Annotated in this window: 22 protein-coding genes; 16 read left to right on the top strand and 6 right to left on the bottom strand. The window is 36.7% G+C overall.

Annotation, left to right across the window (positions count from 1 at the left end):
* Nucleotides 1-213: 213 nt before the first annotated feature.
* The 5 genes from gyrA to ACNTMY_RS04605 all read left to right on the top strand — a co-directional run bounded on the left by gyrA (nt 214) and on the right by ACNTMY_RS04605 (nt 6,408).
* Complete coding sequence (gene gyrA, locus ACNTMY_RS04625; RefSeq protein ID WP_423216829.1) at nt 214-2,667, top strand: DNA gyrase subunit A; 2,454 nt, start codon at nt 214-216, stop codon at nt 2,665-2,667.
* Nucleotides 2,668-2,674: 7 nt separating this feature from the next.
* The gene (locus ACNTMY_RS04620) at nt 2,675-3,421 is read left to right on the top strand and encodes a class A sortase (RefSeq protein ID WP_074483526.1); all 747 of its coding nucleotides are present in this window, start codon (nt 2,675-2,677) and stop codon (nt 3,419-3,421) included.
* 73 nt (nt 3,422-3,494) lie between these two features.
* A complete protein-coding gene (locus ACNTMY_RS04615) occupies nt 3,495-3,908 on the top strand; it encodes a VOC family protein (RefSeq protein ID WP_423216828.1) in 414 nt (137 codons plus the stop codon).
* Between the two features lie 79 nt (nt 3,909-3,987).
* Nucleotides 3,988-4,956 (top strand): DUF1002 domain-containing protein, encoded by a 969-nt coding sequence (locus ACNTMY_RS04610; protein WP_423216827.1) that lies wholly within the window; start codon nt 3,988-3,990, stop codon nt 4,954-4,956.
* A gap of 192 nt (nt 4,957-5,148) precedes the next feature.
* Nucleotides 5,149-6,408 carry an NRAMP family divalent metal transporter gene (locus ACNTMY_RS04605; RefSeq protein ID WP_423216826.1) on the top strand — a complete coding sequence of 420 codons (1,260 nt, stop codon included), beginning with the start codon at nt 5,149-5,151 and terminating at the stop codon, nt 6,406-6,408.
* A gap of 169 nt (nt 6,409-6,577) precedes the next feature.
* Here the strand turns inward: ACNTMY_RS04605 and ACNTMY_RS04600 are convergent, their stop codons facing one another.
* From ACNTMY_RS04600 to ACNTMY_RS04585, 4 genes are all read right to left on the bottom strand, one after another.
* A complete protein-coding gene (locus ACNTMY_RS04600) occupies nt 6,578-8,293 on the bottom strand; it encodes a phospho-sugar mutase (RefSeq protein ID WP_074628665.1) in 1,716 nt (571 codons plus the stop codon).
* A 219-nt stretch (nt 8,294-8,512) separates the two neighbouring features.
* Entirely contained in the window at nt 8,513-9,085 is a 573-nt protein-coding gene (locus ACNTMY_RS04595) for an ECF transporter S component (protein WP_423216825.1), read from the bottom strand.
* 102 nt (nt 9,086-9,187) lie between these two features.
* On the bottom strand, nt 9,188-9,727 hold the full coding sequence (gene coaC / locus ACNTMY_RS04590; RefSeq protein WP_423216824.1) for a phosphopantothenoylcysteine decarboxylase: 540 nt from the start codon (nt 9,725-9,727) through the stop codon (nt 9,188-9,190).
* Nucleotides 9,720-10,406 (bottom strand): phosphopantothenate--cysteine ligase, encoded by a 687-nt coding sequence (locus tag ACNTMY_RS04585; RefSeq protein ID WP_423216823.1) that lies wholly within the window; start codon nt 10,404-10,406, stop codon nt 9,720-9,722. Before ACNTMY_RS04585 ends, coaC begins: the two co-directional genes overlap by 8 nt.
* 345 nt (nt 10,407-10,751) lie before the next feature.
* Between ACNTMY_RS04585 and ACNTMY_RS04580 the strand changes: the two genes are divergently transcribed.
* The 4 genes from ACNTMY_RS04580 (at nt 10,752) to dapA (ending at nt 16,590) form a co-directional block, all read left to right on the top strand.
* A complete protein-coding gene (locus ACNTMY_RS04580) occupies nt 10,752-12,422 on the top strand; it encodes a formate--tetrahydrofolate ligase (protein ID WP_423216822.1) in 1,671 nt (556 codons plus the stop codon).
* 106 nt (nt 12,423-12,528) lie between these two features.
* On the top strand, nt 12,529-14,127 hold the full coding sequence (cls, locus tag ACNTMY_RS04575; RefSeq protein ID WP_423216859.1) for a cardiolipin synthase: 1,599 nt from the start codon (nt 12,529-12,531) through the stop codon (nt 14,125-14,127).
* A 364-nt stretch (nt 14,128-14,491) separates the two neighbouring features.
* Complete coding sequence (locus ACNTMY_RS04570) at nt 14,492-15,568, top strand: aspartate-semialdehyde dehydrogenase (RefSeq protein WP_423216821.1); 1,077 nt, start codon at nt 14,492-14,494, stop codon at nt 15,566-15,568.
* Nucleotides 15,569-15,654: 86 nt separating this feature from the next.
* A complete protein-coding gene (gene dapA / locus ACNTMY_RS04565; protein WP_423216820.1) occupies nt 15,655-16,590 on the top strand; it encodes a 4-hydroxy-tetrahydrodipicolinate synthase in 936 nt (311 codons plus the stop codon).
* 43 nt (nt 16,591-16,633) lie between these two features.
* Here the strand turns inward: dapA and ACNTMY_RS04560 are convergent, their stop codons facing one another.
* Nucleotides 16,634-17,899 (bottom strand): PLP-dependent aminotransferase family protein, encoded by a 1,266-nt coding sequence (locus ACNTMY_RS04560; protein WP_423216819.1) that lies wholly within the window; start codon nt 17,897-17,899, stop codon nt 16,634-16,636.
* A gap of 136 nt (nt 17,900-18,035) precedes the next feature.
* Between ACNTMY_RS04560 and ACNTMY_RS04555 the strand changes: the two genes are divergently transcribed.
* The 4 genes from ACNTMY_RS04555 to ACNTMY_RS04540 all read left to right on the top strand — a co-directional run bounded on the left by ACNTMY_RS04555 (nt 18,036) and on the right by ACNTMY_RS04540 (nt 21,803).
* Nucleotides 18,036-18,896 carry a pyridoxamine kinase gene (locus ACNTMY_RS04555; RefSeq protein ID WP_423216818.1) on the top strand — a complete coding sequence of 287 codons (861 nt, stop codon included), beginning with the start codon at nt 18,036-18,038 and terminating at the stop codon, nt 18,894-18,896.
* The gene (locus tag ACNTMY_RS04550; protein ID WP_423216817.1) at nt 18,893-19,450 is read left to right on the top strand and encodes an ECF transporter S component; all 558 of its coding nucleotides are present in this window, start codon (nt 18,893-18,895) and stop codon (nt 19,448-19,450) included. The genes ACNTMY_RS04555 and ACNTMY_RS04550 overlap by 4 nt, the downstream gene beginning before the upstream one ends.
* 160 nt (nt 19,451-19,610) lie before the next feature.
* Complete coding sequence (locus ACNTMY_RS04545; RefSeq protein WP_423216816.1) at nt 19,611-21,149, top strand: ABC-F family ATP-binding cassette domain-containing protein; 1,539 nt, start codon at nt 19,611-19,613, stop codon at nt 21,147-21,149.
* Between the two features lie 330 nt (nt 21,150-21,479).
* On the top strand, nt 21,480-21,803 hold the full coding sequence (locus ACNTMY_RS04540; protein ID WP_423216815.1) for a hypothetical protein: 324 nt from the start codon (nt 21,480-21,482) through the stop codon (nt 21,801-21,803).
* A 206-nt stretch (nt 21,804-22,009) separates the two neighbouring features.
* Here ACNTMY_RS04540 and ACNTMY_RS04535 read toward each other — a convergent pair whose 3' ends face one another.
* Nucleotides 22,010-22,417, bottom strand: a complete 408-nt coding sequence (locus ACNTMY_RS04535) for a DUF4231 domain-containing protein (protein ID WP_423216814.1) — start codon at nt 22,415-22,417, stop codon at nt 22,010-22,012.
* A gap of 213 nt (nt 22,418-22,630) precedes the next feature.
* On the opposite strand from ACNTMY_RS04535, the gene ylqF reads away from it, so the two are divergent.
* The 3 genes from ylqF to dprA all read left to right on the top strand — a co-directional run bounded on the left by ylqF (nt 22,631) and on the right by dprA (nt 25,195).
* Nucleotides 22,631-23,485 carry a ribosome biogenesis GTPase YlqF gene (gene ylqF, locus ACNTMY_RS04530; RefSeq protein ID WP_423216813.1) on the top strand — a complete coding sequence of 285 codons (855 nt, stop codon included), beginning with the start codon at nt 22,631-22,633 and terminating at the stop codon, nt 23,483-23,485.
* Nucleotides 23,472-24,251, top strand: coding sequence for a ribonuclease HII (locus ACNTMY_RS04525; RefSeq protein WP_423216812.1), 780 nt, complete (start codon nt 23,472-23,474; stop codon nt 24,249-24,251). The genes ylqF and ACNTMY_RS04525 overlap by 14 nt, the downstream gene beginning before the upstream one ends.
* Before the next feature lie 101 nt (nt 24,252-24,352).
* Nucleotides 24,353-25,195 (top strand): DNA-processing protein DprA, encoded by an 843-nt coding sequence (dprA, locus tag ACNTMY_RS04520; RefSeq protein WP_423216811.1) that lies wholly within the window; start codon nt 24,353-24,355, stop codon nt 25,193-25,195.
* Nucleotides 25,196-25,325 lie beyond the last annotated feature (130 nt).

Here is a 25,325-nt window from a genome sequence, read left to right as displayed (position 1 = left end):
TTAAGTGAGAAATGTCACGAACTAATTGGAAAAATTTGAAAAAATAAGAAAGCATTTTAAAAAGGAATAAAATCCGCGTTAAAAAGTCAAAAATCGGCCTTAAAATTATGACTTTGTACAAACAAAAGCAGGTGGTCATGGTGTGGTTTTAATGTCTGATTTGTGATATAATATACTTGAGTTTTACAACTAGAAAAGGAGTGTTTTTCCTTAATGCAGGATAAGAATTTAATTGACGTTAATCTAACTTCAGAGATGAAGACAAGTTTTATTGATTACGCCATGTCTGTTATTGTTGCTCGTGCTCTTCCTGATGTACGCGATGGATTAAAACCAGTTCACCGCCGTATTCTTTATGGAATGAATGAGCTCGGTGTAACGCCAGATAAACCACATAAAAAATCTGCACGTATCACCGGGGATGTTATGGGTAAATATCACCCACACGGTGATTCATCAATTTATGAAGCAATGGTTCGTATGGCACAATGGTGGAGTTACCGCCACATGCTAGTTGACGGACACGGAAACTTTGGTTCAATGGATGGTGACGGCGCTGCCGCACAACGTTATACAGAAGCTCGTATGAGCAAGATTGCTCTAGAAATGCTTCGTGATATTAACAAAAATACTGTTGATTTCCAAGACAACTATGATGGTAGTGAGCGTGAACCATTGGTACTGCCAGCACGTTTTCCAAACTTGCTAGTTAATGGTGCCACAGGTATTGCCGTTGGTATGGCAACAAATATCCCACCACACAACTTAGGAGAATCAATTGATGCTGTTAAGTTGGTTATGGATAACCCTGATGTTACAACACGTGAATTGATGGAAGTGTTGCCTGGACCTGACTTCCCTACTGGAGCACTTGTTATGGGAAAATCAGGTATTCGTAAAGCCTACGAAACTGGTAAAGGTTCCATCGTTCTTCGCTCACGTACAGAAATTGAAACAACTAAGAGTGGTCGTGAACGTATTGTTGTTACAGAATTCCCATACGGTGTTAACAAAACTAAAGTACACGAACACATTGTTCGTCTAGCACAAGAAAAGCGTATCGAAGGAATTACAGCTGTCCGTGATGAATCAAGCCGCGAAGGGATTCGTTTCATCATCGAAGTTCGTCGTGACGCGTCAGCAAATGTTATTTTGAATAACTTATTCAAATTGACAAGCTTGCAAACTAACTTTAGCTTTAACATGCTTGCTATTGAAAACGGTGTTCCGAAAATTCTTTCTTTGAAACAAATCATCGTTGATTATATTGAGCACCAAAAAGAAGTCATTGTTCGTCGCACTGAATTTGATAAAGCTAAAGCCGAAAAACGTGCGCACATTTTAGAAGGTTTGTTAATCGCACTTGACCATCTTGATGAAGTTATTAGCATTATCCGTAATAGCGAAACAGATGTAATTGCTCAAAGCGAGTTGATGAGCCGCTTCAATTTGTCTGAACGTCAAAGTCAAGCAATCCTTGATATGCGTCTTCGTCGATTGACAGGTTTGGAACGTGAGAAAATCCAAGCTGAATATGATGACCTTCTTGCTTTGATTGCTGATTTGGCTGATATTTTAGCTAAACCAGAACGTGTCATTACAATCATCAAAGAAGAAATGGATGAAATTAAGCGTAAATACGCTGACCCACGCCGTACTGAATTGATGGTCGGTGAAGTCCTTTCTCTCGAAGATGAAGACTTGATCGAAGAAGAAGATGTTTTAATCACTCTTTCTAACAAAGGGTACATCAAACGTTTGGCTCAAGATGAGTTCCGTGCTCAAAGACGTGGTGGACGTGGTGTTCAAGGTACCGGTGTTAACGATGATGATTTTGTTCGTGAGCTAGTATCAACCAATACACATGATCATGTTTACTTCATGACAAATAAAGGTCGCGTATACCGTTTGAGAGGTTATGAAATTCCTGAGTACGGTCGTACAGCTAAAGGTTTACCAATTGTTAACCTGCTAAAACTTGATGAGGGTGAAACTGTTCAAACGATTATCAGTGAAAAAGGTAATGACGAAACAGAAAATTATCTATTCTTTGTAACACGTCAAGGTGTTGTTAAACGTACAAAAGAATCTGAATTTAGCAATATCCGTCAAAATGGTTTGAAAGCTCTTAACCTTAAAGAAGGCGATGAGTTGATTAATGTTATTCGTACAAATGGTGATGACGACATCATTATCGGTACGAAAACAGGGTACAGCGTACGCTTTAATGAATCATCTGTTCGTAGCATGAGTCGTTCAGCTACAGGTGTTCGTGGTGTTAACCTACGTGAGGGTGATGAAGTTGTCGGAGCTTCTCGTATTACTGATGATCAAGAAGTTCTGGTTATCACAGAAAAAGGTTACGGTAAACGTACATTAGCCTCTGAATATCCAACAAAAGGCCGTGGTGGTAAAGGTATTAAAACTGCAAATATCACTGAAAAGAACGGTAAACTAGCTGGTCTAGTAACTGTTAACGGCGACGAAGACATCATGGTTATCACTGATACTGGTGTAATGATTCGTACAAACGTTGCTGATATTTCACAAACTGGTCGTGCGACACTCGGTGTTAAGATTATGCGCCTTGATGAAGATGCTAAAATTATGACACTCGCCCTTGTTCAAGCTGAAGAAGAACAAGAAACTGAAGAAGTAGAAGAATAATAAGCGAATGAAAAAAGAAAAGAAGAAAACACATCGTTTTTTTAACTTCATAAGAATTCTAGTATGCTTGATTTTACTGCTTGTAGGTCTTGCTTTGATTTTTAACAAATCGATTTGTAATTTTTTGATTGGTCATCAATCTAATAATTATCAAATCACTAAAGTTTCTAAAAAGAAAATCAAGAAGAACGAATCAGCTAACGTCACTTACGATTTTTCAGCTGTTGAACCTATGTCAGTACAATCTGTTATTGAATCTCAATCACAAGTTGCAAATCTCCCTGTAATTGGTGGTATTGCGATACCAGATGTTGGTATTAACCTACCAATTTTTAAGGGACTTGGCAATGTAGAATTATCTTACGGTGCAGGAACGATGAAAGAAGAACAAGTTATGGGTGGGCAAAATAATTATGCGCTTGCCAGCCACCATGTTTTTGGTATTACAGGTTCTTCGAAAATGCTGTTTTCACCCCTAGAAAACGCTAAAGTTGGTATGAAAATTTATCTTACAGATAAAACAAATATATACACTTATGTTATTTCTGAGGTCTTTTCAGTAACACCTGATCGGTCGGATGTTTTAAATGACAATTCTGGTCAAGCAGAGGTCACATTGGTGACTTGTACCGACCAGCAGGCAACTGGTCGGATTGTTGTTAAAGGTAACTTAGAATCATCTGTTGCTTATGATCAAGCTTCAGATGATATCCATAAAGCCTTTGCTTATTCTTATAATCAAATGACATTTTAAAGAAAAAGCTGGGAGTAAGATTTATTCTCAGCTTTTTGCGATTAATACTCTAAAGTGAGGAGATTTTACTAATATGAAGTTAAACGCTGTACACCACGTTGCTTTAATTGTTTCTGATTATGATAAATCACGCGATTTCTACGTCAATAAATTAGGTTTTGAAATCATTCGTGAAAATCATCGTCCAGAACGTCATGATTACAAACTTGACTTGAAATGTGGTTCTATTGAATTAGAAATTTTTGGTAATAAACTATCTGATCCAGAATATGTTGCTCCGCCAAAACGTGTTGGTAAACCTGAATACCACATGGAAGCTTGTGGACTTCGTCATTTAGCATTTCATGTTGAAAATATTGAAGCATACAAGGAAGAACTCGAATCAATGGGGATTTATGTTGAGCCAATTCGTCATGATGACTACACAGGTAAAAAAATGACATTCTTCTTTGATCCAGATGGCTTGCCTCTAGAACTTCATGAATAACTTGAAAAACAGTTTTTTTCTGACGCTTTAAATGATAAGTGATATAATTAAATACCTAAGTGAAAGGAATTAATTAGAAATGAAATTTAAGAAAACTTTAACAGCTTGCGCGCTTTCCCTATTTTCAGTTTTTACTATGGGAAACGTACAAGCAGCAAGTAATTCTGTTCAAAATGTTATTGATGAAACTTATGTTCAACCCGATTATGTTCTAGGATATTCATTATCTGAAGACCAACGTAATCAAACTCTTTCTTTGCTTGGATATGATAGTTCTAAAGATACTAATTTGAAGACTATCACGACAACAGCTTACGCTAATATTATGGACGTCGCAGATGATCCAAGCTTACAATTGTATTCATCTGTTAAGATTCAAAAATTAGGTTCATCAGAAACACTGACTGTTAACATTGTGACACCTGAAAATATCACAAAAGTTACTTCAGATATGTATCGAAATGCAGCTGTGACACTAGGAATTGAACACGCAGCAATTACCGTTGCATCACCAATCCCTGTAACAGGTGAATCTGCACTTGCTGGTATTTACTACTCTTTGGAAGAAAATGGTGCTAAAGTCTCAGATGAAAGTAAACAATTAGCTCAAGAAGAGTTGAACACACTATCGACTATTAACTCAGAAAATCAAGGAACAGACGGCTATGATGCTGATAAATTAAACGTCGCTCTTGCTGATATCAAATCAGCAGTAGCAGACGCTGGATCAGATGTCACTAAGGACGAAGTTCGTCAAATTGTTGATGATACGCTTGAAAACTATAAACTCAAAGATGTTTTATCAAACAATCAAATTAATATGATTGTGAACTTTGCCTTTAACCTTTCAAATTCAAATATTATTAACAGTAGCAGTTTCAAATCTGCGTTGTCATCTTTAAAAGATAGTATTGTATCAAATGCCGGATCATCATTTAAGGGAATCAATTTGAATTTTGACGCCTCAAACGCTCTGGAATCAAGTAAAGGCTTTTTAGCAAACATCTGGCAAGCAATCGTAAATTTCTTTAGCAACTTATTTAACTAAGCATAGAAGTTTTAGTAACGAGAGGACTATTTTTAGTCCTTTCGTTTTTTCTTTCTAAAACAAGACGTTTTCAGTTTTTTCAGAAAATTTACAAAAATATATTGACTTTAGTCCGTTTGAGTTGTAAAATAAAGTTTACATATTTCAGAATTATCTGAAAATTGAAAGTTTATTTAGAAAGAGGTTTGTTTTATGACTGAAAACATAGAACAAGAATCAAATTGGCACACCAAGCTTAAAGCCCTAGGTCCTGGTATCCTAATGGCTTCAGCGGCTGTAGGTGGTTCACACATCGTATCTTCAACACAAGCAGGGGCTATTTATGGCTGGCAACTTGCTTTGCTGATTATTTTGATAAATATTTTTAAATACCCATTTTTCCGTTTTGGATCTCAGTATACACTGGAAAATAATAAAAGTCTTATTGAAGGTTATGCTGAAAAAGGAAAAGTCTGGCTTACGATTTTCTTTGTGCTGAATGTTTTTTCAGCAATCGTTAATACAGCAGGTGTTGGTATCCTTTGTGCAGCTATTTTATTTGATATTTTTCCAAATGGACTTGGATTGAGTATTTCACAGTTAACAACAATTATAATTGTCATTATTTGGGCAATGTTGTTAATCGGAGGTTATCGTTTCCTTGATACACTTGCAAAATGTGTTATGACAGCCTTGACGCTTGCAACAGTACTAGCAGTTGTCATCGCTCTTTTTAAACACCATGAATACGCTCCAAACTTTGAAGCACCTACACCTTGGCGCATGGCTGCACTTCCATTTATCGTTTCTTTGATGGGCTGGATGCCTTGTCCAATTGAAATTTCAGCAATTAACTCAATGTGGTCAGTTGAGAAGAGAAAAACAGTCAATATGTCTGAAAAAGATGCTGTTTTTGATTTTAATATTGGATACATTGGCACTGCCCTTTTAGCACTTATCTTCTGTGCTTTGGGTGCTTTGATTCAATTTGGGTCAGGAGAAGAAGTACAGGCAGCATCGGCAGCTTACATTTCACAATTTGTAAACATGTATGCTAAAGTCTTTGGTTGCTGGTCACGTATTTTGATTACCTTGATTGCTTTCTTGTGTATCTTTGGTACAGTAATCACCGTAATTGATGGTTACTCACGTGCTAACAACGAATCTCTTCGATTACTTCTTGGCAAAAAAGAATTGTCTCCAAAAGCATTACCGATTTGGGTTTCTTTGACAGCAGCAATTGGTCTTGTGATTGTTTATCTATTTGCTGGTAATGTTGCTACAATGCTACGCTTTGCCATGGTTGCATCATTTATCACAACACCATTCTTTGCTTATTTGAACTATTCATTGGTCAATAACAAAGAACATCAAATCAAGCCTTGGTTAAAAGTTCTATCGATTATTGGTTTGATTTATCTATTTGGATTTGCGCTATTCTTTGTCTTTGCTTGGTTATCAGGTAAGATTTAAAGAATTATTCATATAATTATAAACTCTCTTAAAATACAAAAAGAACAACACTTTCTCCCTGGTGTTGCTCTTTTTTTGTATTCGTAAATATAATTATGTAAGGCAGGAGCTTGATAGTAAAGAAAAAGAAAAAACACCTTCTGGGTATTGTAGAAGGTGTTTATAGTAATTATTTAACAAAAGCGTTGATTTCTTTTTCGATGTTAGCGATTTTAGCTTCAGCATCAGCCAAGTCAGAACCAACAGTTGCAATGTAGAATTTGATTTTTGGTTCAGTTCCTGAAGGACGAACAGCCAACCAAGAATCATCAGCAAGTGTGTATTTCAATACGTTACTTGGTGGTGTTGTAAGTTTTTCAACGCCAGCAGCGCTAGTAGCAGTTTGTGCCAAGAAGTCTTCTGTTTTAACAATATCAGTTGAGTTGAATTGAGCAGGAGCATTGTCACGGAATTTATCCATGATTTTCTTGATTTCGGCAGCACCGTCAACACCGCTAAGAGTTACAGAGATAGTTTTTTCAGCGAAGTATCCGTATTCTTTGTAGATTTCTTCGATACCATCTGCAAGAGTTAAACCACGTGAACGGTAGTAAGCAGCGATTTCAGCTACGATAAGAACGGCTTGAACGGCATCTTTATCACGTACAAATGGTTTGATAAGGTAACCGAAGCTTTCTTCGAAACCAAACATGTAAGTGTGGTTGTGTTTTTCTTCAAATTCTTGAATTTTTTCAGCAATGAATTTGAAACCAGTTAAAACGTTAAACATTTTAGCGCCGTAGCTTTCAGCAATCTTAGTTACCAATTCAGTAGATACGATTGATTTAGCAAGGGCAGCGTTTTCTGGAAGAGTTCCAGCTGTTTTGTGAGCTTCAAGAATGTATTTAGCGATGATTGCACCGATTTGGTTACCTGAAAGGTTACGGTATGAGCCATCAGCTTGACGAATTTCAACACCAAGACGGTCAGCATCAGGGTCAGTTGCAACAAGAACATCTGCATCAACTTTACGTCCAAGTTCTTCAGCAAGAGCGAATGCTTCTTGGTTTTCAGGGTTTGGTGATTTTACAGTTGAGAAGTCTGGATCTGGAACAGCTTGAGCTTCAACAACTTCAACTGATTCAAAACCAGCTTGAGCAAGTGCACGACGTGCAAGCATTTCACCAGTACCGTGAAGTGGAGTGTAGACAATTTTCATGTCTTTACCGTATTCATCAATCAATTTTTGGTTGATGTTAACATCTTTAACTTCTTTAAGGTATTCAGCATCGACATTTTCACCGATAACTTCGATAAGACCTGAAGCTTTGCTTTCTTCAAGATCAGCTAACTCGATTGAGAATGGATCTTCGATTGCACGGATAAAGTCAGTCAAAGCATCAGCATCAGCAGGTGGCATTTGTCCACCGTCTTCACCATAAACTTTGTATCCGTTAAATGGAGCAGGGTTGTGACTTGCTGTTACCATGATACCTGCGAAAGTGCCAAGGTGACGAACAGCAAATGACAATTCTGGAGTTGGACGAAGTGATTCGAAAACATAAGCTTTAATGCCGTGTTTTGCTAACACTTGAGCTGATTCAAATGCAAATTCAGGTGAGAAGTGGCGAGAGTCATAAGCGATTGCAACACCGCGTTTTTTAACATCTTCACCTTTAGTTTCGATAAGTTTAGCAAGACCTTCAGTTGCTTGACGTACAACGTAAATGTTGATACGGTTAGTACCAGCGCCGATAACGCCACGCATACCAGCTGTACCAAACTCAAGGTTTGTGTAGAAAGCATCTTCTTTTGTCTTTTCATCCATGGCAAGCAATTCTTCACGAAGATAGTCCGGAAGACCTGCAAAATCAAGCCATTTTTGATAGTTTTCAGTGTAAGTCATTAATGGAACTCCTTTTTATGATCTTATAAACGCTTTCATTATACCACTTTGTTAAAAAAAATTCTAGTAAAAACTTAACATTGTTGAAAATGCTGTTAAATCAAGGTTTTTAGGACTTTTTCGGTTTCTACTCAAACGTTTGCGTAAAGTAAAATTTTAACTCATTTTTAACTTCATGTGAACAAAAAAGACACGCTTTTTCACGTGCCTTTCATTATTTTATGCTTTGATTTTCTGTAAACTTGGAACAATTGCAAGTGTTAAAATTGCTGAAATAATCATTTCCGCAATAGCGTTAGTACCGAAAACAACCGCAAGTAACGCTTTAATGTCTCCGCTATAGACATTTGCAAATAAAAAGAAAATTCCTCCTAAAACAAAGATCGTATTTGTCATTGAACCTACAGCACCAGCAATCACAATACCAGTCTTATTATGAAGCCATTTGTAAACAAAGTATGGTGTGATACCAATTAAAATACGTGGAACCATAGCGATAATTAATGATGAAAGATTACCATTTTCAACAAATGGAGAGAAGAGGTAACTTGTTGGAAGTAAAGTCAGAGTGTTAACTGTTACACTGATTACCCCCATCAAAGTTCCTAGTGTCGCACCGATTTTTGGACCGTAGACAATTGATGCAATGATAACTGGAATGTGAATAAGCGTTGGTTTGATTGGCACAGGCCAAAGATTGAATACAAGACTTGTTAAAAAGTTAATGACAATCATGATAGCAAAGAAAATTGCGATAGTTGCAATATTACTTGCTGCTTTATTTTTTTTCATAACTCCTCCTAAAGGATGATATTTTGGTTAAAGAGCTTTAGTTCTCTCTATAAAAACCCAATACATTATACATGTTTGCAGGTGTCTTGACAAGTGTAAAATTTAAAGCGATTTTATAATACGCTCTAAAATGGTATCTTGCTCAGCTAAGGCACCGCGACCGACATCACCGCAGGCTAGAAGGCTAGAACGTGGTTCGATTTCCTGATAACCTACTTCTTTTAAGATACTAATATTACGCTGTGTTAATGGGTTGTCATACATTTTTGTGTTCATTGCTGGAGCAATCAACTTAGGTGTTTCTGCTGGAAGAGCCAGAGCAGTAGCTGTGACAATGTTATCAGCCATCCCATGTGCAAGTTTAGCTAATGTATTGGCAGAAGCAGGGGCAAGAACGAAGAGGTCAGCTTTTTTAGCTAATTCAATGTGATTAACGATTTTTGGATCATCTTCTTTCATAACATCAAGATGCACAGCATTTTTAGATAGTACTTGAAGTGTTAGTGGTGTGATAAAATCCGTCGCAGCTTTTGTCATTAGGATATGGACATCATAACCAGATTTTGTTAATTCGTTAGCTAAATCAGCTGATTTATAGGCAGAGATACTGCCTGATACAGCTAATAAGATTGTTTTAGTCATAATTTACCACCCTTTCATAAATCAAATTGGCAATTTCTTTCTTGTCATTTGCTTCATAACTGTGCTCAGCATCAAGCAAATAAGCATGGTGCTGCATTCCGTTAATCTCTGTTAAGTCATTTGCAACAATATATCGTGCTTTATTTTTTCGAAGACTGTCACGCGCCACTGCAAACAATTCTTCTCTTGAAACATTAACAAGAAGTTTAAAACCAATTAACGTGATATCAGGATTCCATGATTTAACCAGAGAAATCACTTTAGGCGTTTTTTTCAGAAAAAGCACTTGATAATCTTCTTTAGAAGAGATTTTAGATTCCACATTTTGACGTTTTAACAAATCAGAAACGTGCTCAGCTTGTTCAACCTCATGTAAATCTGTCATATAAACAGGAGTATAGTCAGACACAGCCATACTATGAATAAAAACATCGCTAGTTTTTACAAGTGGCTCAAGTGTCGATATTAGACTTTCAACATTTGTGATTAGACAAACAGCCAAGTTAGGATGGTTGTCTGGTTTAACAGCTTCTTTGGTAGTAACCAAAGTCACTTCGTGACCATTTTCTAGAAAGATTTCAGCAATATATTTTCCAAGGGACCCTGTTGCGTGATTTGTAATACCACGGACAGAATCAATTTTTTCGGTTGTTCCACCGGATGTAATTAAAATTTTCATAGATTTATTGTACACAAAAACAAAAAATTCGTAAATTGTTTGCATTGTTTTGAAAATAAAGAGAGGACTTTTCACTGAATACAGATGTAAAAAGCGAACGTTTATTTATTATTTTTTATCTAACAAAAAGATTTTATGATCTTGAAATGTTTAGTTGGGTTGCTAAAAACGCTGCTATGACAGTTGTTGTTTGATATAGTTTTAAACTATATTTTGTAATAAAAAAGAATCCAGTCCAAACACTAAACACGAACATTGACAAATATTTTAAGAAAAATCGTGCGTTTTTAAAAAAGTGTGTTATAATGTTTTTATCAATCAAAAATTATCAGAGGAGAGTTTCCCGTGAAATCAGATATCGAAATTGCACAAAGCGTCGAGCTTAAACCAATTACAGAAATTGTCGAAAAAGTTGGTATCACATTTGATGATATTGAACTCTATGGCAAATACAAAGCAAAATTATCTTTTGATAAAATCAAATCAGTTCAAGAAAACAAACCTGGTAAATTAGTTCTTGTAACAGCAATCAACCCAACACCTGCAGGTGAAGGTAAATCAACAATGTCAATCGGTCTTGCTGATGCTCTTAATAAAATCGGTAAGAAAACAATGTTAGCTTTGCGTGAGCCTTCGCTTGGTCCTGTTATGGGAATCAAAGGCGGTGCTGCTGGTGGTGGTTATGCGCAAGTTCTTCCAATGGAAGATATCAACCTTCACTTCACAGGCGATATGCACGCAATCACAACAGCTAACAACGCTCTTTCAGCAATTATCGATAATCACATGCACCAAGGTAATGAACTTGGTATTGACCAACGTCGTATCATTTGGAAACGTGTCGTTGACCTTAACGACCGTGCTCTTCGTCATGTAACAGTCGGTCTTGGTAGCCCAGTTAATGGTATTCCACGCGAAGATGGTTTTGATATCACTGTTGCATCAGAAATCATGGCAATTCTTTGTCTTGCAACTGACATCAAAGATTTGAAAGAACGTTTAGCAAACATTGTCGTTGCTTATCGTTATGACCGTACACCGGTTTATGTGCGTGACCTCAAAGTAGAAGGTGCTTTGACACTTATTCTTAAAGATGCTATCAAACCAAACCTTGTCCAAACAATCTATGGTACACCTGCTTTTGTTCACGGCGGACCATTTGCAAATATCGCACACGGATGTAACTCAGTTCTTGCCACAACAACAGCACTTCATTTAGCTGATTACACAATTACAGAAGCTGGATTCGGTGCTGACCTTGGTGCTGAAAAATTCCTTGATATTAAAACACCAAACCTTCCAACAACACCGGACGCTGTTGTTATCGTTGCAACAATTCGCGCACTTAAAATGCACGGTGGTGTGGCTAAGACTGATCTTGGTGAAGAAAATGTTGAAGCTGTGCGTGCAGGATTTGCTAACCTTAAACGTCACATCGAAAATATCCGCAAATTCGGTATTCCAGCAGTCGTAGCAATTAATGAATTCGTAGCTGATACTGAAGCTGAAATCGCAGCCCTTAAAGAGCTTTGTGCAGAAATCGATGTTCCTGTTGAACTTGCTAGCGTATGGGCAAACGGTGCTGATGGCGGTGTTGACCTTGCTAAAGCTGTCGTAAACGCTGTTGAAAACGGAAATGCAAACTACAAACGCCTTTACTCTGATGATGACTCACTTGAAGAAAAAGTCACTAAAATTGTTACTGAAATTTACGGTGGTAACAAAGTTATTTTCGGTAAAAAAGCTAAAAACCAATTAAAACAATTTGCTCAATTTGGATGGGATAAATTGCCTGTATGTATGGCTAAAACTCAATACAGTTTCTCTGATAACCCAACATTGCTCGGTGCTCCTGAGGGATTTGATATCACAATTCGTGAATTCGTTCCAAAAACTGGTGCAGGATTCATCGTTGCTCTAACTGGTGATGTGATGACAATGCCTGGTCTTCCTAAGAAACCAGCTGCGCTTAATATGGATGTTGCTGAAGACGGTACAGCTATCGGATTATTCTAATTAATACAAAAGTCAGCTTAGTAGCTGGCTTTTTTTCGTATTCGTCAAACAAGAGAGTTTACCACAACTTATGATATAATAGTAGCGATTGAAGAAAAAAGTTTATGTGGAGGTCAAGCTTATCAGTAACAAAAATATTAATAAAATAAAAGCACTAAGCTTATTAGATAAAAGCCGACGCAGTTTTCTTCGAGGAATTTTTAGTCGAACGACTGTTATTTCGATTCTTTTAATCCTACAATTGCTCTTTATTATCGCTTCATTTGTTTGGTTAGACCAGTATCGAATTTGGGTGGCTATCGTTGAACGAGCATTAGCAATAGCTGCTGTCCTTTATTTGGTTAACAGTGAAATGGATGCTCTATCACGTGTCACATGGTTGATTTTGGTAATGATTGCACCCTTGCTTGGGTCACTTTTCCTCATTTATACAAAACTTGATTGGGGATATCGTGGTCTGAAGCAGCGAATGAATTTTTTGATGGACGCTAGTAGCAGATACTTGCAAGATAATCTTGAGACTTTGAGAGTTTTAAAAGGAAATACTTCGACAACCTACCATTTGGTTCAATATTTTGACCGTAGCCGAGGAGATTTCCCAGCCTACCAAAATACTGAAGTCACTTATTTCCCAACAGGGGAAGAATTTTTCGAAGAGTTGAAAAAGCAACTGCTTAAAGCAGAAAAATACATTTTCATGGAATTTTTCATCATTGCTGAAGGTGTTATGTGGGGTGAAATTCTACGCATCTTGGAACAGAAGGTCAGAGAAGGAGTAGAAGTTCGTGTCCTTTACGATGGCATGATTGAATTTTCTACGTTGTCGTTTGACTATACCAAACGCCTTGAAAAAATTGGCATTAAAGCTAAAGCATTCTCGCCAATTTCACCATTTATTTCAACTTATTATAACTATCGAGATCACCGCAAAATTATAGTAATCGATGGTAAAGTTGGCTTCACAGGTGGTGTTAACTTAGCTGATGAATATATCAATAAGTATGAACGCTTTGGTCATTGGAAAGATACTGCGGTTATGCTTGAAGGTGAAGCAGTAGATAGTTTCTTGGTGCTTTTCTTACAAATGTGGTCAATCACTGAAAGACAGATGGTTGTAAAACCCTATCTTGCAAAACATGACAAGGAGAGAAAAGCTAAAGGGTACGTTATACCGTATGGCGACTCACCACTTGATACAGATAAAATTGGGGAAAATGTCTACATTGATATTCTCAATCACGCAAGAGAGTACGTCTATATTATGACACCTTACTTGATTTTAGATAGTGAAATGGAGCATGCACTTTGTTTTGCGGCGGAGCGTGGTGTAGATGTTAGAATCATTATGCCAGGTATTCCAGATAAAAAAGTACCTTATATGCTTGCTAAAACTTATTTTAGAAAACTCATGCGATCAGGGGTCAAGATTTATTATTACACTCCTGGATTTATCCATGCTAAAGTCTTTATCAGTGACGATAGCAAAGCAGTTGTTGGAACCATTAATCTTGATTATCGTAGCTTGTATCATCATTTCGAATGTGCGACCTACCTATACAAAGTTGCAGCAATTCGTGATATTTATGATGATTGCATCCAAACAATGCGAAAAAGTGAACGTGTAACTCAAGAAATGCTTGATGAACGTCCAACTCACGAAAAACTCATCGGACTACTTGTTAAAACCATCGCACCGTTGATGTAGAAAAGAAGTGTTTGCAAATCTTACTTTCTATGGTATACTAATTACATGCGATGAGCCGAATTAACTCGATTTGAGAGTTTATTTGCGCAAGAGGAGGTCATTCTAGTTCGACTAGAAACGCAGGAGCGGACTTTGGCAATCTGTGTGAACCTTTTTGCCACACTCTTTCTTGAGTGCCTCTATCCCTACCATTTTGGTAGGGATTTTTTGTTTGTCAAAAAATTGCAAAAATTCTTTTAAATATTTTAAAATTTCACAAAATTGAGTCTTTTCTTTTACTTTAAAAAATTGTATAATGTAGCTACTATAAAATTTTTAGAAAATTGAGAATAGATTATACTATTTTCCAGGAAGAGGTATTGAAATGGGCTATACAGTCGCTGTCGTTGGCGCCACAGGTGCCGTTGGAACACGTATGATTCAACAATTAGAACAATCAACACTCCCTATTGACAAAGTACGTCTTTTGTCATCTTCACGTTCTGCCGGGAAAATATTAAAGTATAAGGGACAAGATGTTACCGTTGAGTTAACAACAGAAGATTCTTTTGAAGGCGTTGATATCGCACTTTTCTCTGCTGGAGGTTCTGTTTCAGCAAAATTCGCTCCTTACGCTGTTAAAGCAGGTGCTGTCGTCGTTGATAACACATCTTATTTCCGTCAAAATCCTGATGTACCACTTGTTGTACCAGAAGTTAATGCTCATGCATTAGATGCTCATAATGGTATCATTGCTTGTCCAAACTGTTCAACTATTCAGATGATGGTTGCTTTAGAACCAGTTCGTCAAAAATGGGGCTTGAGTCGTATCATTGTATCAACTTATCAAGCTGTATCTGGAGCAGGTCAATCAGCTATCAATGAAACACTTCGAGAAATTAAAGAAGTTGTCAATGATGGTGTAGCTCCTAAAGATGTTCATGCAGATATTTTGCCATGTGGCGGTGATAAAAAACACTTTCCAATTGCATTTAATGCTCTTGCGCAAATCGATGTCTTCACTGATAACGACTACACATATGAAGAAATGAAAATGACAAACGAAACTAAGAAAATTATGGAAGAACCTGAACTTCCTGTTTCAGCAACATGTGTTCGTGTGCCAGTTCTTTTCTCACACTCAGAATCAGTTTACATTGAAACAAAAGAAGTAGCTCCAATCGAAGAAGTGAAAGCAGCTATCGCAGCCTTCCCAGGTGCAGTACTAGAGGATGATGTAGCTAACCAAGTCTATCCTCAAGCTGCAAATGCTGTCGGAAAACGAGAAACATTTGTTGGACGTATCCGCAAAGACTTGGATGTCAAAAACGGTATTCACATGTGGGTCGTTTCTGATAACCTTCTAAAAGGTGCTGCATGGAACTCCGTGCAAATTGCAGAAACACTTCACGAACGTGGTCTTGTTCATCCAACAAAAGAGCTAAAATTCGAACTTAAATAATGATTCTCAAGCCAGTTTCTCATGAAGCTGGTTTGAGCCATATTTGTATTGTGTATTGAAATCTTAGACAAAGAGAGAGGTTTATTATGTCTATTGAAGATTTAAAAGATGTTAAAATTATTACTGCGATGGTTACGCCTTTTAACGCAGACGGTTCAATTAATTTTGATGCTCTTCCAAAACTTATCGAGCATTTGTTAGCACACCATACAGATGCCCTTTTGTTAGCAGGAACAACAGCAGAAAGTCCAACGTTAACTCACGACGAAGAATTGCAATTATTTGCAGCTGTCCAAAAGATTGTTAAAGGTCGCGTACCTTTGATTGCAGGTGTAGGTACAAATGATACACGAGATTCAATCGAATTTGCGCGTGAAGTTGCCGCCTTTGGAGGTTTTGCTGCAGGGCTTGCAATCGTCCCTTATTACAACAAACCATCACAAGAAGGCATGTATCAGCATTTTAAAGCAATCGCTGATGCGAGTGATTTACCGATTATTATTTATAACATTCCAGGTCGTGTCGTCGTTGAAATGACACCAGAAACAATGCTACGTCTCGCCGAACATCCAAATATCATTGGTGTTAAAGAGTGTACAAGTCTTGCTAATATGGCCTATCTTATCGAGCACAAGCCTGACAATTTCTTGATTTACACTGGTGAAGATGGTGATGCTTTCCATGCTATGAACCTTGGTGCAGATGGTGTTATTTCTGTAGCATCACATGTCAATGGTGATGAAATGCATGAAATGCTTACTGCCATTGAAAATAATGATATTAAGAAAGCAGCAGCTATTCAGCGTCAATTTATTCCAAAAGTTAATGCTCTATTCTCATATCCTAGTCCAGCTCCTGTCAAAGCTGTACTCAATTATCTTGGGTTTGAAACTGGTCCTTTACGTTTGCCGCTTGTTTGCTGTCCGCCAGAAGATGCTAAACGTATCATTGACGTTGTTATCGACGGTGATGTAAAAGCAACTAAAGAAACTGTTACAGGTGTTCTACGTCCAGACTATTAATCAGAAATAAAAAGCCACAGAAGAAATTCCGTGGCTTTTATGTTTATTTATCAGCAATCAAGGTGAGATGATTTTGAAGGTTGTCATCATTTGGAATTCGGATAAAATGTTTTTCGCACATATCGATATAATTATCTTCTAAATAGTTGATATCCTCAGTAAAAGTTAAGCTACCGAGGTGATGATTTTCTGGTAATTCAAGAACAACTCCATGAAACGATGTGTTGTAATGCTGAAAATTAGGAAATTGTTCAAGTACTTCATGAGATTTGGAAATTTGTTTTTGAAATACTTGCTTCAAATATGTGACATTCTTTTCAAATAACCCACTGTCTAAATAAAGCGATAAAGCTTTTTGCATGATTAAATTAGTATCGTAATCAATCATTTTTTTAAGGTTCAAAAAGGCTTTTGTCAGCGTTCGTGGCAGGATAATCGTCCCTAAACGTAAAGCTGGAAAAATAGTCATTGAAAACGACTTTAAGTAAATAATATGGTCTGAAGTATCATAGTAGTGCAAGGGCAAATCAGTAGTTTTTGCAAAATCGCCCATATAATCATCTTCAATGATGTAAACATCATAACGTTTTGCTAGCTCAACAATCTTTTGCTTCTCAGCATTTGAATAAGACAGACCAAGTGGATTTGAAAAGCGAGAAATTGTATAGAAAAATTTAATGTCGCCGCTTTTAAATAATTCTTCGAGTTCATCTAAATCAATGCCATTAAAATGGCGTTTAATCGTCTGGTAGGGAAGGTTAAGCGACCGCACTAAATCAATCATACGATGATAAGTTGGCTGCTCTAACAGAATCGTTTTTTTCTGATTTGGGAAAATCACTTGCGAGAGAATGTAAAGGGCCTGTTGAGTCCCTGAAGTGACCAAAATATCTTCCTTCTTGGCATAAATAGCACTTTTTTCTAAGTATTTTTGCAATGAGTCAATAAGTTCTTGGAGTCCTTCTTGTTGATAGTAGTAGTTAAACAGATAATTTTCGCGATTAACTAGCGTTTCTGTCAAGCAAGTCGTAAAATCTTCGTATGCCATATTGTTATAATCGCTTAAACTGAGATTTAAAGGCGCTTCTTTCTGCTGTTTATTTTCTAAGACATAATAGCCACTTTTTTCAACAGCATAAATATAATTTTGATATTTTAATTCTAACAAAGCGCGCTGAGCAGTATCTTTACTACAGTGAAAGGTTTGACTCAAGCTACGGATAGAAGGAATTCTATCACCTTTTGATAACTTTCCAGTTTCAATTTGATTAATGAGTGACGTGATAATTTCTTGATATTTACTTGCCATATTCTGTCCCCATACAGTTTTAGATAATACCTATTGTATAATAAATTGAATTTTCTTACAATATTTTTAAACTTTCATATAAAACCTTTTCAAGCAGGCTGATTTGTTTTTATATGAGATTAGAAAGTTGTTTATTATGGAAGAACTCACAAAATCTGTAATCGTTGCTAACGATATTGTTGGTTTAGGAAAAGTAGCCTTATCTAGTGCTTTACCGGTATTATCATCGTGCCTAATCGAAGTTATTCCGATGCCGACTGTACTGTTATCGTCTCATACAGGTGGTTTTAATGATATTCACATTACTGACTTGACTCAAGTAACAGAAGGCTTCGTTAAACAATGGAACACCTTAGATTTTCCTTGCCAAGGTATCATTACAGGGTATTTTAAAACACAGAAACAGTTGGAAATACTAACTGAATATGCTCATGCACACCAATTGCCACGCTTTGTTGACCCGATTATGGCTGATAATGGTCACTTATACGCTGGGTACCAAGAGTTATTTGTTGAAAAAATGAAGCTATTTTGCAAAGACGCTGACGTTATTACTCCTAATCTAACTGAGGCTTGCTTGTTAGCTGACTTACCTTACTTGGGTGAGAATTATTCAAAGACAGATATCGAGCAGCTGTGTCAAGCATTAGTGAGGTTCAATAATAAACACATTATTTTGACTGGTATCTCTTTTGAGGATGGTAAAATCGGGCTTGCCCATTTTAATCGTAAGAGCGGCAACATTACTTACCATTTTTCAAAAGCTTACCCGTACCACTTTTTTGGAACTGGCGATTTAATAACTGCAATTCTCGGAGCTGGTTATTTTCATGATTTATCTTTAGATGATGTGGCAGAAGTTGCGCTAGACTTTATTGATAAAACGCTTCAACGAACTCAAGTCCTAAACCGTGATTTGCGATTTGGACTATCTTTCGAGCCATTTTTGCCAGAATTAACAAATAACATTACACGATTAATGGAGGAAAAAGCATGAACAATCTTACGACACGTCAACTTGTTGAACTTAGTTTTTATTCAGCCTTGATTTTTATCAGTGTACAATTCTTACGAATTCCGCTGGGCGCACAGTTTGTCCATTTTGGAAATGCATTGGTAGTAGTTGCTGTACTATTATTCGGTTCAAAGATTGCAGCTTTGGTAGCTTCAATTGGTCTTGGGCTATTTGATGTCATTAATGGGTACGCTGCTGAGGTTTGGATTACTATTTTAGAATCTTTGATTGTATGCTTGGTTCTTCATTTAGTTTTTGAAAAGCTGATGCATTCTGAAACTAAACCACACAACGTCATTATTGTTGGTGTTGTAGCTGCTATTACTAAAATCATCAGCAATTTGGTTAAATATACTATCATCAACAGCGTGGTTGGTAGTCTACAATTGAATGTTGCATTTTTGACAGCCTTGGTTAAAATTGGCGGAACATTTGGCTCTGCATTAGTGACAATCATCTCAGTTCCAATTCTTTACCCGATTTTAAAACAAGTTTTTGATTATGAGCACGCTCATACCAAAACCATTTCTGAATAAATAATTGGCTCTTTGACAAGAGCTTTTTATTTTGCGCTTTCAATGGTATAAAGTCATTGCTTTACTTCTTAAAGTCATGCTATAATTGAAAAGATTATGTATGAAGCAGGCTATAAAGCTCTGCTATTTTTTCAAAAAAAATAATGAAAGTAAATAAAGAATGAGTATTTTAGAAGTTAAACATTTAAGCCATGGTTTTGGTGAACGTACAATTTTCGAAGATGTGTCTTTCCGACTATTAAAAGGTGAGCACATCGGTCTTGTTGGGGCAAACGGTGAAGGAAAATCTACCTTCATGAGCATCGTTACAGGACATTTACAACCTGATGATGGAAAAGTTGAATGGTCAAAATATGTAACAGCAGGTTACCTTGATCAACACACTGTACTTGAAGCAGGTATGACAGTCCGTGACGTCTTGCGTACAGCTTTTGACGAACTCTTCAAAACAGAAGCTCGTATCAATGATATTTACATGTCAATGGCAGATGAAGGTGCTGATATGGATGCACTTATGGAAGAAGTTGGTGAACTACAAGACCGTCTAGAGTCACGTGATTTTTACACGCTAGATGCCAAGATTGATGAAGTCGCACGCGCCCTTGGTGTTATGGATTTTGGGATGGATTCTGATGTTACCGAATTGTCAGGTGGTCAACGTACAAAAGTCCTTTTAGCAAAACTTTTGCTTGAAAAACCAGATATCTTACTTCTTGACGAGCCAACTAACTACCTTGATGCTGAACACATTGAATGGTTGAAACGTTATCTTCAAAACTATGAAAATGCCTTTGTCTTGATTTCACACGATATTCCATTCTTAAATGATGTTATTAATATTGTTTACCACGTAGAAAATCATGACTTGGTTCGTTACACTGGTGATTATGATAATTTCCAAGCTGTTTATGCTATGAAAAAAGCACAACTTGAGGCAGCGTACGAACGTCAACAAAAAGAAATTGCTGACTTGCAAGATTTCGTTAACCGAAACAAAGCGCGTGTTGCAACACGTAATATGGCTATGTCACGTCAGAAAAAATTAGACAAGATGGATCGCATTGAATTGCAGGCTGAAAAACCAAAACCATCATTTGAATTCAAAGAATCTCGTACACCAAGTCGTTTCATCTTCCAAACTCAAGACTTAGAAATTGGTTACGACCGTCCATTGACAAAACCACTTAACCTAACTTTTGAACGAAATCAAAAAGTTGCTATCATCGGTGCCAATGGTATTGGTAAAACAACTCTTCTTAAGAGTCTTTTAGGAATCATTCCGCCACTAGCAGGTAGTGTTGAACGTGGTGATTACATCGAGCTTGGTTACTTTGAACAAGAAGTTGCTGCTGGCAACCGCCAAACGCCACTTGAAGCTGTCTGGGATGCTTTCCCTGCTCTTAACCAAGCAGAAGTACGTGCCGCTCTTGCTCGTTGCGGTTTAACATCAAAACATATTGAAAGTCAAATTCAAGTGCTTTCAGGTGGAGAACAGGCTAAAGTCCGTTTCTGCTTGCTTATGAACCGTGAAAACAACGTTCTTGTTCTTGACGAACCAACTAACCACTTGGATGTTGATGCTAAAGAAGAACTCAAACGTGCTTTGAAAGCCTACAAAGGAAGTATTTTGATGGTTTGCCACGAACCTGACTTCTATGAAGGTTGGACAGAAGTTTGGGATTTTAACGAACTAATGTAAGATAAAAATAAGAGTCTTGTTAAAAGGCTCTTATTTTTTTACCGTTTACGACAAAAAAACGACCGTTTACGACATTTTCGAAAATTTGCTCAAAAATCTGGTATACTGATGTCGTACAGTTTCATGCATTGCATGCATGGATTTTGAAGGAAAGGAAAAATGTTATTTTTTAGTTTTATTAGTATTTTGATACTATGTGTCTGCATTGTTCAAATAACAGACTGGCCCGCAGATACTAAATGTTGTATTCAAAAACTATTGGTCATTACTATTTTGACACGCTTAGTAGTGGCACTTATTTTTTAGTTATAAGGGAGTTAAAGGAGAGGTATGAAAGCAATTTATAAAGAAAAAGCGGCTGATGTTTGGAAAATCAGTAAAGAAAATGTTGAAAGCTATCCAAATTGGGTAAAGGAAGCTTTCGAGAAGAATTATTTGTATTGGTTAGACAATCATTTACGTATTTTAATGGCAGGATTAAATCCTTCCACAGCAAGAAACCTTAAACTTGGTGCAGTTGGAAGTCTTGGTGGAGGCTTTGCTGGTTATGGCATGTATCAGATTGGCTATTTAGGAGATTATCTTGATTGCACCAACCATCGTATTATTTCTGAGAAAAGATTTCATAAAGAGTATCAGGTTATTGAAAAATAAATTCAAAGATTTTATTCTGAAAAAGCGTAAATTAGTAACCATACTTTGGATATCTTGGTGCTTATTTATTTTAATAATCACCTATTTAGATCCACATAGAACACAGTATTGGCATTTTTTACCTTATTATTTTGTGATGCTGAGTATTCCAATACTATTTTCGCATAAAAAAGATTAACCCCATGTTTATAAACACGGGGTTCTTTTTAATCACGATATTTAATCATAGCTTCACAACGTTCAACAAGAAGTGAAAAGCAATTATCATCATCTTTATTTTGATAAAGACCAGCTTTAGTTTGAAAAGCAAATTTCTCTGAAGTAATCATTTTTGAGATTTCTTGATAAAGTTGCCATTTTTCTTTATGACTTGAAAGAGCGATAAGAGCCTCAAGAACAAGTACAATAGACGAAATAATCACAACCAAAAGTTTAAAACAAGGAATGGGTAAACTGGCTAAAATAGGAATTAGCGCAAGTGCAATGATTTGAATTACCTTAAATACAATAAACCATGCACGATGGAATTTTGCTTTTTTGCTATAAGTATCGATAGCTTTTTCTAAACGTTCTTTTACATATGTTTCTACTGACATTTCGTTATAATCAATCATATAATCTCCTTGAGGTAAGCCTTTTCGTATTTGATATCATTGTATCGCCTTAAGATATGATAGTCAAGAATAGAGTAAGTTCTATGATTATTCAGCTTTTTCCCATAATAAAAAGACTTATGATATAATATTACGTGATGGATTTTCACAATTGTGAATAGAAATTAATTGTTAAATACTAAAATATAGATTCATTAATAGAGGAGAGATTTTATGGCAACTATTCAATGGTTTCCAGGGCATATGTCAAAAGCCCGTAGACAAGTTCAAGAAAATATTAAGCACGTTGACTTCGTGACTATTTTAGTGGATGCACGTTTGCCACTTTCAAGTCAAAATCCAATGTTGACTAAAATTGTTGGTGATAAACCAAAACTAATGATTTTAAACAAAGCAGATCTTGCTGACAGCAATCGTACAAATGAGTGGCGCAAATATTTTGAAAGCCAAGGCATTAAAACACTAGCTGTTAACTCAAAAGAGCAATCAACGGTTAAATTAGTAACTGAAGCCGCAAAATCATTAATGGCTGATAAGTTAGCAAAATTACGTGAGCGTGGTATTCAAAAAGAAACACTACGTACTATGATTATTGGAATTCCAAACGCTGGTAAATCTACACTCATGAACCGTTTGGCTGGTAAGAAAATTGCTGTCGTTGGTAATAAACCAGGCGTTACTAAAGGCCAACAATGGCTAAAATCTAATAAAGACCTAGAAATCCTTGACACACCTGGGATTCTTTGGCCAAAATTTGAAGACGAAGTCGTTGGTTTAAAACTTGCTCTTACAGGTGCTATTAAAGACCAACTATTACCAATGGATGAAGTAACTATCTTCGGGCTTAATTTCTTCAAAGAACACTATCCAGAACGTTTGATTGAGCGTTATAAAGGAATTGACCTAGAAGAAGAAGCACCTGAAATTATTATGGCAATGACACAAAAACTAGGTTTCCGTGATGACTACGACCGTTTCTATGCTTTATTTGTTAAAGACGTGCGTGAAGGTAAACTTGGTCGTTATACTTTAGATGTCGTAGGAGAAATCGAAAATGGCGACCGTTAAAGAAGTAAAAGAAGCACTAGCAGCTATCGATAGCCTTGATGACAGTCGTTGGATTGATTATGAATCAGATAGCCGTGCAGGGGTTCAAAAAGCGATAGTACAGCGAAAAAAAGCTATTCAAGCTGATATTGATGAAGATTTGCGTTTGGAAAATATGCTGCGCTATGAAAAAGAACTTTACAAGCAAGGCTATCAAGCTATTGGCGGAATTGATGAAGTTGGTCGAGGCCCGCTAGCAGGACCAGTAGTGACAGCTTGTGTTATTCTTCCGAAAAATTGTAAAATCAAGCATCTTAACGACTCTAAAAAAATCCCTAAAAAGCACCATAAGGAAATCTATGAAGAAGTACTTGCGCGTGCTTTAGGAGTAGGGATTGGTGTTATTGATAATAATGTCATTGATGACATCAATATCTACGAAGCTACTAAAGTCGGTATGTTACAGGCAATCGACCAATTAAAGGGAGAGGTTACAAGACCAGACTATCTCCTCATCGACGCTATGCACTTAGATACAGATATTCCGCAAGAATCTCTTATTAAAGGAGACGCTAATTCTTTGTCAATTGCTGCCGCATCTATTGTCGCTAAGGTAACACGTGACCGCATGATGGCAGATTACGCTAAAGAATACCCAGGGTATGCCTTTGAAAAAAATGTTGGCTACGGAACAAAAGACCACCTTGAAGGTCTCAAAAAACTGGGTGTTACACCAATTCATCGTAAAACATTTGAACCGATTAAGTCTATGTTAAAGGAAAACTAGCACTAATCAAAACCGGCAAGTAACCCTATAAAAATCAAAAATATCTCACAAAGTCCTGTTTTCAGGGCTTTTTTTCGAATAATAAAGTAGTGAGGTATAAAATGAACAATTTTGAATTATTTAAATTAAAACAAGCTGGACTGACTAATCTTAATATTTTAGCTCTTTTGGATTATCAGAGTAAACAAGAAAAATCTTTGTCCCTGAGAGATATGGCTGTAGCTTCAAAGTGTAAGAATCCAATTCTTTTCTTGGAAAAATACAAATCTCTTGATAGCAAGTCGTTGCGCAAAATTTTTAATCAGTACCCTAGTATTTCAATACTAGATGATGAGTACCCAATGGAATTAAAGAATTGTTATAATCCACCTGTTTTGCTCTTTTACCAAGGAAACGTAGATTTACTTAAGCGTCCTAAAATGGCAGTAGTAGGAGCGAGGACAGCATCTCAAACGGGGACAAAATCTGTTCAAAAGATTGTTAGTGAACTCGGAAATCAATTTGTCATTGTTAGTGGGTTGGCGCGTGGCATTGACACAAGTGCACACATTTCAGCGTTAAAAAATGGTGGAGCGACTATAGCTGTGATTGGCTGTGGCTTAGACGTTCATTACCCTAAAGAGAACAAGTTACTGCAAGAATATTTGGGTAAAAACCACCTAATCCTAAGTGAGTATGCTGTAGGAGAGGCTCCACTAAAATTCCATTTTCCAGAGCGCAATCGCATTATTGCAGGATTGTCTCAAGGTGTTATCGTAGCAGAAGCAAAAATGCGTTCAGGGAGTTTGATTACTTGTGAGAGAGCATTAGAAGAAGGACGAGATGTTTTTGCAATTCCAGGAAATATCTTAGATGGTAAATCCGATGGCTGTCATCATCTGATAAAAGAAGGAGCAAAATGCATCACCTCAGGCATGGATGTCCTATCAGAATACCAATTATAATTTTTTAAGCACTAGATATTAAGCACCTTATTTGGTGCTTTTTTGCTACAGAGATTTCTTTATTTTCACTCTGTTATATAGAAAAATATGGATTTTTCAGATAATTAGCTAAGCGCTGTCATAGCAAGGG

Origin of the sequence: Streptococcus equinus (assembly GCF_049393735.1) — a bacterium.
Lineage (GTDB): Bacteria > Bacillota > Bacilli > Lactobacillales > Streptococcaceae > Streptococcus > Streptococcus equinus_G.
The sequence above is the reverse complement of the archived record's forward strand: the minus strand, read 5'-3'. Positions and strand labels throughout refer to the sequence as shown.

Coding starts and splice junctions, on each gene's coding strand:
- gyrA (WP_423216829.1), top strand. CDS start 214: ATGCAGGATAAGAATTTAATTGACGTTAATCTAACTTCAGAGATGAAG.
- ACNTMY_RS04620 (WP_074483526.1), top strand. CDS start 2,675: ATGAAAAAAGAAAAGAAGAAAACACATCGTTTTTTTAACTTCATAAGA.
- ACNTMY_RS04615 (WP_423216828.1), top strand. CDS start 3,495: ATGAAGTTAAACGCTGTACACCACGTTGCTTTAATTGTTTCTGATTAT.
- ACNTMY_RS04610 (WP_423216827.1), top strand. CDS start 3,988: ATGAAATTTAAGAAAACTTTAACAGCTTGCGCGCTTTCCCTATTTTCA.
- ACNTMY_RS04605 (WP_423216826.1), top strand. CDS start 5,149: ATGACTGAAAACATAGAACAAGAATCAAATTGGCACACCAAGCTTAAA.
- ACNTMY_RS04600 (WP_074628665.1), bottom strand. CDS start 8,293: ATGACTTACACTGAAAACTATCAAAAATGGCTTGATTTTGCAGGTCTT.
- ACNTMY_RS04595 (WP_423216825.1), bottom strand. CDS start 9,085: ATGAAAAAAAATAAAGCAGCAAGTAATATTGCAACTATCGCAATTTTC.
- coaC (WP_423216824.1), bottom strand. CDS start 9,727: ATGACTAAAACAATCTTATTAGCTGTATCAGGCAGTATCTCTGCCTAT.
- ACNTMY_RS04585 (WP_423216823.1), bottom strand. CDS start 10,406: ATGAAAATTTTAATTACATCCGGTGGAACAACCGAAAAAATTGATTCT.
- ACNTMY_RS04570 (WP_423216821.1), top strand. CDS start 14,492: ATGGGCTATACAGTCGCTGTCGTTGGCGCCACAGGTGCCGTTGGAACA.
- dapA (WP_423216820.1), top strand. CDS start 15,655: ATGTCTATTGAAGATTTAAAAGATGTTAAAATTATTACTGCGATGGTT.
- ACNTMY_RS04560 (WP_423216819.1), bottom strand. CDS start 17,899: ATGGCAAGTAAATATCAAGAAATTATCACGTCACTCATTAATCAAATT.
- ACNTMY_RS04555 (WP_423216818.1), top strand. CDS start 18,036: ATGGAAGAACTCACAAAATCTGTAATCGTTGCTAACGATATTGTTGGT.
- ACNTMY_RS04550 (WP_423216817.1), top strand. CDS start 18,893: ATGAACAATCTTACGACACGTCAACTTGTTGAACTTAGTTTTTATTCA.
- ACNTMY_RS04545 (WP_423216816.1), top strand. CDS start 19,611: ATGAGTATTTTAGAAGTTAAACATTTAAGCCATGGTTTTGGTGAACGT.
- ACNTMY_RS04540 (WP_423216815.1), top strand. CDS start 21,480: ATGAAAGCAATTTATAAAGAAAAAGCGGCTGATGTTTGGAAAATCAGT.
- ACNTMY_RS04535 (WP_423216814.1), bottom strand. CDS start 22,417: ATGATTGATTATAACGAAATGTCAGTAGAAACATATGTAAAAGAACGT.
- ylqF (WP_423216813.1), top strand. CDS start 22,631: ATGGCAACTATTCAATGGTTTCCAGGGCATATGTCAAAAGCCCGTAGA.
- ACNTMY_RS04525 (WP_423216812.1), top strand. CDS start 23,472: ATGGCGACCGTTAAAGAAGTAAAAGAAGCACTAGCAGCTATCGATAGC.
- dprA (WP_423216811.1), top strand. CDS start 24,353: ATGAACAATTTTGAATTATTTAAATTAAAACAAGCTGGACTGACTAAT.